Here is a 6,961-nt window from a genome sequence, read left to right as displayed (position 1 = left end):
CTGGGAGAGCGCTTGCATGGCATGCAAGAGGTCGACGGTTCGATCCCGTCTAGCTCCACCAAATCGATGCCTTGCGCATCACTCAGGGCCAGCCCAGTTGCTGGCCCTGCTGTTCGAAGGTTCTGTCCCCTTCGTCTAGTGGCCTAGGACACCGCCCTTTCACGGCGGTAACAGGGGTTCGAGTCCCCTAGGGGACGCCACTTTCCGATTTCCCGCTCTGCGGGCTTTTCAAGGGTCATTCCAGTTTGGGATGGCCCTTTTGTTTTTCTGGCCTCCCAAAACCCTCTGACCCGTGCCGACGAACGGTGCAAGGAACGCCTTGCCAATTTGTATTATGCAAATAATATTATGGCTGTAATTCAACTGGAGGCCGTCATGAGCGACAAGAAAGCCCAGACCCGCCAACGCATTCTTCAGGCCGCCGCCTCGGCCATGCTGCAAAGCGGCCCGCAGGAGCCGGGGGTGGCCGATGTGATGGGCGCCGCCGGACTCACGGTGGGCGGCTTTTATGCCCACTTCACCAGCAAGGACGCGCTGATGCTGGAAGTCTTCGAGCAATTGCTGCGCAAGCGCCGGGAGCTGATGGCCCAGGTCGACCGGACCTTGCCCGGCGTGGAGCGCCGCGCCCTGGCCGCCGGCTTCTACCTGTCGCGCAAGCACCGCGACTCCACCCGTTCCGGCTGCCCGCTGCCGAGCTCCCTCGGGGCGCTGCCGCAATTGCCGGAAGCCTATCGGACCCTCCTGGCGGAGCACCTGGAACTGATGAGCGCCGAGATGTGTGAAACCCCCGAGGAGGCCGACAAGTCGCTCGCCGACCTCGCCCTGATGGTGGGTGGACTGGCCCTGGCGCGGGCGTTGGGCCCCGGCGACCTGTCCGACCGAGTACTGCGCGCCGCCAAGTCGGCGGTGATCTGAGGAGCCGAACGATGAACAACCTGAGTCTGATCCGCGGATTCCACGCCACCCTGGGCCGCCTGGCGCCGAAGACCGTCGCCCGCCGCATGCGCCGTCAGTTCATGACGCCGCGCAACCTGCCGCCGCGGGACTGGGAGATGCCGCTGCTCGGTAGCGCTGAGCGCATTACCCTGCGCTTCGGCCTGTCCGCCCTGCGCTGGGGCAGCGGCCCCACGGTGCTGCTGATGCACGGCTGGGAAGGGCGGCCGACCCAGTTCGCCAGCCTGATCGAGGCCCTGGTCGGTGCCGGCTACGGCGTGGTAGCGCTGGATGCCCCCGCCCACGGTCGTTCGCCAGGGCGTGAAGCCAGTGTGGTGCTCTTCGCCCGAGCCTTGCTGGAGGCCGCCGGCGAGTTGCCGCAGCTGCACGCGGTGATCGGCCACTCCATGGGTGGCGCCAGCGCGCTGCTGGCCAGCCAGATGGGCCTGCGTGCCAGGGCGCTGGTGAGCATTTCCGCCCCCAGCCGCATCCTCGGGCCGCTACGCAGCTTCGCCAGCTACATGGGCCTGCCGCCCAAGGCGCGGGCGCACTTCGTCAGCCAGGTGGAAACCCATGCGGGGATGCCGGCGGCGCACCTCGACGTGAAGCGCTACCAACTGGATATTCCCGGTCTGGTGGTGCACGCCGAGGATGACCCCGTGGTGCCGGCGAACGATGCCCGGGTCATCCACGACGCCTGGTTCGACAGCCAGCTGCTGCGTCTGGAGCGGGGCGGCCACCAGCGCCTGCTGGCCGATCCGCGACTGATCGGTGCGGTGCTTGGGCTGCTGGAGGAGCTTCGCGAAACCGAGGCGAGGGGTGTGGCCGCCGCGCAGTGTTAGAACCCGTGCGCGGGACTGGCAGGTGACCCGCCGTCAGTGCTCTACTTCCAAGGTTCACCGGCCCGGCATGGTCGCCGTCGACATGGGCCTGGGGACTTTGCAATGGGAGAACTGACATGAGCCTGACGATGGATGTGGTGCTGCAGCGGGCGCGACCGGTTCTGCCCGTGCTGGTGATCGAGGATACCGCGCTGGCCCTGGACCTTGCGGGGGCGCTGCGTGCCGGCGGCGTCGAAGTGCTGGAGGTGACCCTGCGTACACCGCGGGCACTGGAAGCGCTGGCGGCGATCCGCAAGGAATTCCCCGACCTGCTGGTGGGGGCGGGCACCCTGATCCACACCGAACAATTCCTGGAGGCGCGCGACGCCGGGGCGCATTTCGCCGTCAGCCCCGGCTGCACCGAGCGCCTCGCCGCGGCCGCCGAGGATTCCGGCCTGCCTTATCTGCCCGGCGTGATGACGCCCTCCGAAGTCCTGCTGGCGCTGGAGTACGGCTACCGCTCGTTGAAACTGTTCCCGGCCAATGGCAATGCCAGCGTGAAAATGCTGAAAAGCTTCAAGGGGCCCTTCACCGGCATCCGCTTCTGCCCCACGGGCGGCATAACCCCGGACAACCTGCTGACCTTCCTGGGGTTGCCCAATGTGGCCTGCGTCGGCGGCACCTGGATCGCCCCGTCGAACCTGATCCGCGCCCGCGCCTGGGATCAGATCACCCAACTCGCCAGCGAAGCCCGCGAACTGGCCTCCAGCCTGGAGCTCCACCCATGAACTGGGACATGCCCAATCCCTTCGTCATCGATATCAAGGTCGCTGCCGACGACATCGACGGCCTCGGCCATGCCAACAATGCGGTCTACGTCAGCTGGCTGGAGCGCTGCGCCTGGCGCCATTCCCAGAACCTGGGCCTGGACCTGGCCGAGTACCGGCGGCTGGATCGCGCGATGGCGGTCCTGCGTCACGAGATCGACTACCTGGCCGCCGCCTACGAGGACCAGGAACTGCAGATGGCCACCTGGATCGTGGAGTCGGACCATCGGCTGAAGATGGATCGGCGCTTCCAGCTGGTGCGTCCGGAGGACTGCTCCACTCTGTTGCGGGCCAGGACAACTTTCGTCTGCATCGAACTCTCCAGCGGCAAGCCCAAGCGCATGCCGGAGGAGTTCGTCGAGGGTTATGGTCGCGCGCTGCAGCTGCCATTCCCGATGGAGCTCTGAGGGTCAATCCGCCGCCGGCGCGAGGAATACCTCGTGCTGGTTCTGCACGATGCGCAAGTGGCGGACTTCGCCGGGCTGGATGATCGCCGACTGCGGGCTGCCGGTGGCCTTGTCGCTGCAATAGCCGGAGCCGTTCTGGGCCACCCGCACGGCGATTTCCCCGGCGGGCACCGGGACGCTCACCGACTGGCCCGGCGCTATCTGCGCCACCAGCTCGTTCTGTACATAGAGTTCGATGTCGCAGGCGTTCGCTGCATTCTCGTCGCGGCTGACCAGCAGTTCGCCAAGGGCGTCCGGCGCCGGCTGCAACGGGGGCGAAAGGATCGCCTCGCTGGCGGCGAATACCGCGGTGGTCGCCAGCATAAGGGCGGCAAGGACGGGGACGAGCGAATTCATCCTGGCAGTTCTCCTGCGTCGAATGGGTGAAAATTCGACCATCAGTCCAGCCGGATGCTCCCCGGGATACTCGCCGTCCGTCTTGCTGCGTAAACTACGCGCCTTTTTCCTGTGAGCCTGTCATCCATGCAAATCGCCCTGGCCCCCATGGAGGGACTGGTCGACGAGATCCTCCGCGATGTGCTGACCCGTGTCGGTGGCATCGACTGGTGCGTGACCGAATTCATCCGGGTCTGCGACCGCCTGCTGGCGGCCAGCACCTTCGAGAAACTGGCCCCCGAGCTGGCGCAGGGCGCGCGCACCCGCGTCGGCACGCCCATGCGTGTGCAACTGCTGGGCTCCGACCCGGTCTGCCTGGCGGAGAACGCGGCGTTCGCCTGCGAGCTGGGCGCGCCGGTGATCGACCTCAATTTCGGCTGCCCGGCCAAGACAGTGAACAAATCCCGTGGTGGTGCGGTGCTGCTCAAGGAGCCCGAACTGCTCCACGCCATCGTCCGCGAGGTACGCCGTGCCGTGCCGGCGGCCATTCCGGTGACGGCGAAGATGCGCCTCGGCTTCGACAGTCCGGACGGCGCGCTCGATTGCGCGCGGGCCCTGGTCGAAGGCGGTGCCGAGCAGATAGTGGTGCACGCGCGGACCAAGACCGAGGGCTACAAGCCGCCGGCGCACTGGGAGTGGGTGGCGCGGGTGCAGGAAGCGGTCAAGGTGCCGGTGTTCGCCAACGGCGAAGTCTGGAACCTGGACGACTGGCGGCGCTGCCGAGAGGTGAGCGGCGTGGAGGACATCATGCTCGGTCGCGGCCTGGTATCGCGCCCCGACCTGGCGCGGCAAATCGCCGCGGCACGTGCGGGTCGGCCGGTGGTGGAAATGACTTGGGAAGAATTGCAGCCGCTATTGCAGGACTTCTGGCGCCAGGCCCGGCGCAAGTTGGCGCCGCGCTATGCACCGGGGCGCCTCAAGCAGTGGCTGGGTATGCTCACCCGCAGTTATCCCGAGGCGGTGGCGCTGTTCGCCGAGGTCCGTCGTGAGAACGATTGCGCGCGCATCGATGCGCTGCTGGGTGCTCCCTGCCTGGAAGAGGCCTGGGCCGAGGCGGTCTGAGGCCCCGGCGGGTTGCGTTGTTGCTGCGCCTTCCATTGCAGATAGCCTTCCCTCATGCACTTGGCGCAGGGTCGGTATCCCGCCGCTTGCGCGGTGGTTTCATCGAGAAAGAACACCCGCTCTTTCACATAACCGCCCCGGGCAATGGCGCGCAGGGCGGCAGGGCAGTCGAGCCGGCCGTAGATGCGGCTCCTGCGGTGCCCGCCCAGGGTTCCGGGGCGCAAGCTGGAACAGGGCAGTCCGTCCGCGCCCAGCAGGGGCCAGCGTTTCACCCCTCGGCCTCGCGTTCCAGCAGGAGGCGCTTGCGTTCCACGCCCCAGCGGTAGCCGGACAGGTTGCCGTCGCTGCGGACGACCCGGTGGCAAGGGATGGCCACCGCCAGGCTGTTGGCCGCACAGGCCTGGGCCACGGCGCGCACGGCGCGAGGCGAGCCGATGCGTTCGGCGATTTCCGCATAGCTGGCGGTGCTGCCCGGCGGTATTTCCCGCAGTGCTTGCCATACCCGTTCCTGGAAGGCCGTGCCGCGCACATCCAGGGGTAGGTCCAGGCCCAGGGCCGGGGCTTCGATGAAGCCGATCACCTTGGCCACCAGTTGCTCGAAGTCGCTGTCGCCGCCGATCAGCCGGGCGCGAGGGAACTTGTCCTGCAGGTCGCGCAGGAGGGCGTCCGGGTCGTCGCCGAGGAGGATGGCGCAGACGCCTATGCCGCTCTGTGCCACCAGGAAGGAGCCCAGCGAACATTCGCCGAGGGCGAAGCGGATTTCGGCATTGGTGCCGCCGGCGCGGTAGTCGGCGGGCTTCATCCCCAGCACCTGGGTGGAGGCGGCATAGAACCGGCTGTTGGAGTTGAAGCCGGCGTCGTAGAGCACCTCGGTCACCGAGGCGCCCGGGCCGAGCTGGTCGCGCACGCGCCGGGCTCGCTTGGCCAGGGCGTAGGCCTTTGGCGTGAGCCCGGTAACGGCCTTGAACACCCGGTGGAAGTGCGAGGGGCTCATGCCCGCCGCATCGGCCAGGGCGTCCAGGCCGGGGGTGTCCTCGGCCAACTCGATCTGCCGGCAGGCGGCGGAAACCAGCGCCGCATGCTGTGCGGCGACGCTGGTCATATCGGCGGCGGCGCGGCGGCTGGGGCGGTAGCCGGCGGCTTCGGCCTGCTCGGCGCTATCGAAGAACTCCACGTTCTCCGGGCGCGGCAGACGGGTCGGGCTGCTCGGCCGGCAGTAGACGCCGGTGGTCTTCACCGCATAGACGAACTGCCGGTCCGCGGCCGGGTTGCGCGACTGTACCGCGGCCCAGCGCGGGTCCTGTTCGGTGGCGATCTTGGCTGAAGGCTTCATGGGCTCATCCGCATGCTGTTCGGTCATGGCAGAGAGTATGCGGCGAATGGCGGTCCCGCATCCCGGCTCTTGCGGTCGAATTCGGCGGCATGGAGCGGGGCGGTCCAGCCGGGCTGCGGAGGCGGTAGAATCTTCCATCTCTTCCCACCTGTGTCCGAGTCGAAGATGCCCTTGCGCCCCGAAGACCTCGCCAGCATCACCGCCACCACCCTGGACGACTACAACCGCAATGCCGAGGGCTTTCGCGAGGGGACTCGCGACCACGACGTGAGCCAGAACATCCAGGCCCTGTTGCGGCATATCCGAGGCAACGCGCCCTTCACCATCCTCGATTTCGGTTGTGGGCCGGGACGCGACCTGCGCGCGCTCACCTCCCTGGGGCACTGCGCCATCGGTCTCGACGGTGCGGAAAGCTTCGTCGCCATGGCGCGGGCCGACTCGGGTTGCGAGGTCTGGCAGCAGGATTTCCTCGCCCTCGAACTCCCCGCCGAGCGCTTCGACGGCATCTTCGCCAATGCCAGCCTGTTCCACGTCCCGCGCCAGGAACTGCCCCGCGTCCTGCGCCAACTCCGTGCCGCCCTGAAGCCCGGCGGCGTGCTCTTCAGCTCCAACCCGCGCGGCGGCAATGATGAAGGCTGGAGCGGCAACCGCTATGGCGCCTGGCACGACTACGAATCCTGGAAAGCGCTGCTGGAATACGCCGGCTTCGAAGCTCTGGAGCATTACTACCGTCCCGCGGGGCTGCCAAGGGAGCAACAGCCCTGGTTGGCGAGTGTGTGGCGCAAGGTGTAGGGGCGAAATCATTGGCTATGTCTGCGTTAGCTGTTGCAATACCGAACAGAAGTCTCTAGCACGGGTCTTTCAGGCCTCCGCACCGGCCTGATACATCCCTCACCCCCGGCCCCCGCCCTGCGCCCCAGCCTGATCGCTTCGCGCTCAGTCGCTCATCGGCACCGGAAGCGTTGCTTCCGACAGCGTGCCTCTTCGCCCCAGGGGTAGAGGGGTGACTCGCGCCTGACAGGGCGCAGCAATCCTGATGCCTGCTCATTGCCTGAAGCTATGCAGAAGAGGTGGGGCGAGGACTCCGCCCCGTCAGCAGGCCGAGCGGAAGCGTTGCGCAGGGGGACGAGCGGCATGGATGCC

Annotated in this window: 8 protein-coding genes, 1 tRNA gene and 1 pseudogene; 7 read left to right on the top strand and 3 right to left on the bottom strand. The window is 67.4% G+C overall.

Features of this window, described 5'->3' with window-relative positions; translation table 11 throughout:
* Positions 1 to 124: 124 nt before the first annotated feature.
* From E8F11_RS23410 to E8F11_RS23390, 5 genes are all read left to right on the top strand, one after another.
* Positions 125 to 200 (top strand) — tRNA-Glu (locus tag E8F11_RS23410).
* A 175-nt stretch (positions 201 to 375) separates the two neighbouring features.
* Complete coding sequence (locus tag E8F11_RS23405; RefSeq protein ID WP_280291288.1) at positions 376 to 915, top strand: TetR/AcrR family transcriptional regulator; 540 nt, start codon at positions 376 to 378, stop codon at positions 913 to 915.
* Positions 916 to 926: 11 nt separating this feature from the next.
* Entirely contained in the window at positions 927 to 1,775 is an 849-nt protein-coding gene (locus tag E8F11_RS23400) for an alpha/beta fold hydrolase (protein ID WP_280291287.1), read from the top strand.
* Positions 1,776 to 1,891: 116 nt separating this feature from the next.
* Positions 1,892 to 2,542 (top strand): bifunctional 4-hydroxy-2-oxoglutarate aldolase/2-dehydro-3-deoxy-phosphogluconate aldolase, encoded by a 651-nt coding sequence (locus E8F11_RS23395; RefSeq protein ID WP_280291286.1) that lies wholly within the window; start codon positions 1,892 to 1,894, stop codon positions 2,540 to 2,542.
* Positions 2,539 to 2,988, top strand: a complete 450-nt coding sequence (locus tag E8F11_RS23390; protein WP_280291285.1) for a thioesterase family protein — start codon at positions 2,539 to 2,541, stop codon at positions 2,986 to 2,988. Before E8F11_RS23395 ends, E8F11_RS23390 begins: the two co-directional genes overlap by 4 nt.
* Before the next feature lie 3 nt (positions 2,989 to 2,991).
* On the opposite strand, the gene E8F11_RS23385 is transcribed toward E8F11_RS23390, so the two are convergent.
* On the bottom strand, positions 2,992 to 3,384 hold the full coding sequence (locus tag E8F11_RS23385) for a hypothetical protein (protein WP_280291284.1): 393 nt from the start codon (positions 3,382 to 3,384) through the stop codon (positions 2,992 to 2,994).
* 126 nt (positions 3,385 to 3,510) lie between these two features.
* Here E8F11_RS23385 and E8F11_RS23380 point away from each other — a divergent pair, with 126 nt between their 5' ends.
* Positions 3,511 to 4,485, top strand: a complete 975-nt coding sequence (locus E8F11_RS23380) for a tRNA-dihydrouridine synthase (RefSeq protein ID WP_280291283.1) — start codon at positions 3,511 to 3,513, stop codon at positions 4,483 to 4,485.
* Positions 4,486 to 4,538: 53 nt separating this feature from the next.
* Here E8F11_RS23380 and E8F11_RS23375 read toward each other — a convergent pair.
* A pseudogene (locus E8F11_RS23375) lies at positions 4,539 to 4,757 on the bottom strand (Ada metal-binding domain-containing protein); the annotation flags it as partial.
* Positions 4,754 to 5,818, bottom strand: coding sequence for a bifunctional DNA-binding transcriptional regulator/O6-methylguanine-DNA methyltransferase Ada (gene ada / locus E8F11_RS23370; RefSeq protein WP_280291282.1), 1,065 nt, complete (start codon positions 5,816 to 5,818; stop codon positions 4,754 to 4,756). The pseudogene E8F11_RS23375 and the gene ada, both read right to left, overlap by 4 nt.
* 165 nt (positions 5,819 to 5,983) lie before the next feature.
* Between ada and E8F11_RS23365 the strand changes: the two genes are divergently transcribed.
* Positions 5,984 to 6,610, top strand: coding sequence for a class I SAM-dependent methyltransferase (locus E8F11_RS23365; RefSeq protein ID WP_280291281.1), 627 nt, complete (start codon positions 5,984 to 5,986; stop codon positions 6,608 to 6,610).
* The last annotated feature ends 351 nt before the right edge of the window (positions 6,611 to 6,961 follow it).

This window comes from Pseudomonas sp. BN417 (assembly GCF_029871205.1).
Classification (GTDB): Bacteria; Pseudomonadota; Gammaproteobacteria; order Pseudomonadales; family Pseudomonadaceae; genus Metapseudomonas.
This window is presented reverse-complemented; position numbering and strand designations above follow the sequence as displayed.

Bases quoted from the DNA above. Each gene is read 5' to 3' on its own strand.
- E8F11_RS23390 (WP_280291285.1), top strand. From the start codon at position 2,539: ATGAACTGGGACATGCCCAATCCCTTCGTCATCGATATCAAGGTCGCT.
- E8F11_RS23380 (WP_280291283.1), top strand. From the start codon at position 3,511: ATGCAAATCGCCCTGGCCCCCATGGAGGGACTGGTCGACGAGATCCTC.
- E8F11_RS23395 (WP_280291286.1), top strand. From the start codon at position 1,892: ATGAGCCTGACGATGGATGTGGTGCTGCAGCGGGCGCGACCGGTTCTG.
- E8F11_RS23405 (WP_280291288.1), top strand. From the start codon at position 376: ATGAGCGACAAGAAAGCCCAGACCCGCCAACGCATTCTTCAGGCCGCC.
- E8F11_RS23365 (WP_280291281.1), top strand. From the start codon at position 5,984: ATGCCCTTGCGCCCCGAAGACCTCGCCAGCATCACCGCCACCACCCTG.
- ada (WP_280291282.1), bottom strand. From the start codon at position 5,818: ATGAAGCCTTCAGCCAAGATCGCCACCGAACAGGACCCGCGCTGGGCC.
- E8F11_RS23400 (WP_280291287.1), top strand. From the start codon at position 927: ATGAACAACCTGAGTCTGATCCGCGGATTCCACGCCACCCTGGGCCGC.
- E8F11_RS23385 (WP_280291284.1), bottom strand. From the start codon at position 3,384: ATGAATTCGCTCGTCCCCGTCCTTGCCGCCCTTATGCTGGCGACCACC.